We start from the raw sequence: 569 nt of genomic DNA on the forward strand, positions 1-569 counted from the left end.
CTTTACCCACCGGGAAGCCCTCTCCCAGCCCTTTGAACTCACCGTTAATCTGGCAAGCCGGGACAGCAACCTGGATGCCGCCAAGCTGTTGGACCGTGAGGCCTGCTTAACCATCTGGCAGGATGGCGAGCCTCTGCGCCGCATCCACGGCATCGCCGCCGAGTTCAGCCGTGGCGACACCGGCCACCGGCGAACCTTCTACTCCCTGGTACTGCGCCCCGCCCTGTGGCGCCTCTCGCTACGCCACAACTCGCGGATATTCCAAAACGTCGATCCGCTCACCCTCATGACGACCCTATGCGCTGAACGGGGGGTTACTGATGTGCGCTTTGTGGTTAACCGTGAACTGTCCGAGCGTGAGTACTGTGTGCAGTACCGCGAGAGCGACCTTGCCTTTATCGAGCGCCTGGCTGCCGAAGAGGGGTTGTTCTACTTCCATGAATTCGAGGCAGCAGACGACCAGAGCAGCGGGGGCGCCCACCGGCTAATCTTCGCCGATGATCCCCAGGTATTGGTCAACCTGGGCGAGCGCAGCTACCACAGCCGTGCCGGTGGCACCGCCCCCCACC

The 569-nt window shown here is 62.7% G+C and carries 1 protein-coding gene; it reads left to right on the forward strand.

Annotated features, from left to right (window positions below):
• Positions 1–569 (forward strand): type VI secretion system tip protein VgrG (vgrG, locus tag HP566_RS07475; protein ID WP_249976638.1); only part of this gene is annotated, 569 nt, incomplete at both ends.

Source organism: Vreelandella olivaria, from assembly GCF_023507745.1.
GTDB classification, from domain to species: domain Bacteria; phylum Pseudomonadota; class Gammaproteobacteria; order Pseudomonadales; family Halomonadaceae; genus Vreelandella; species Vreelandella olivaria_A.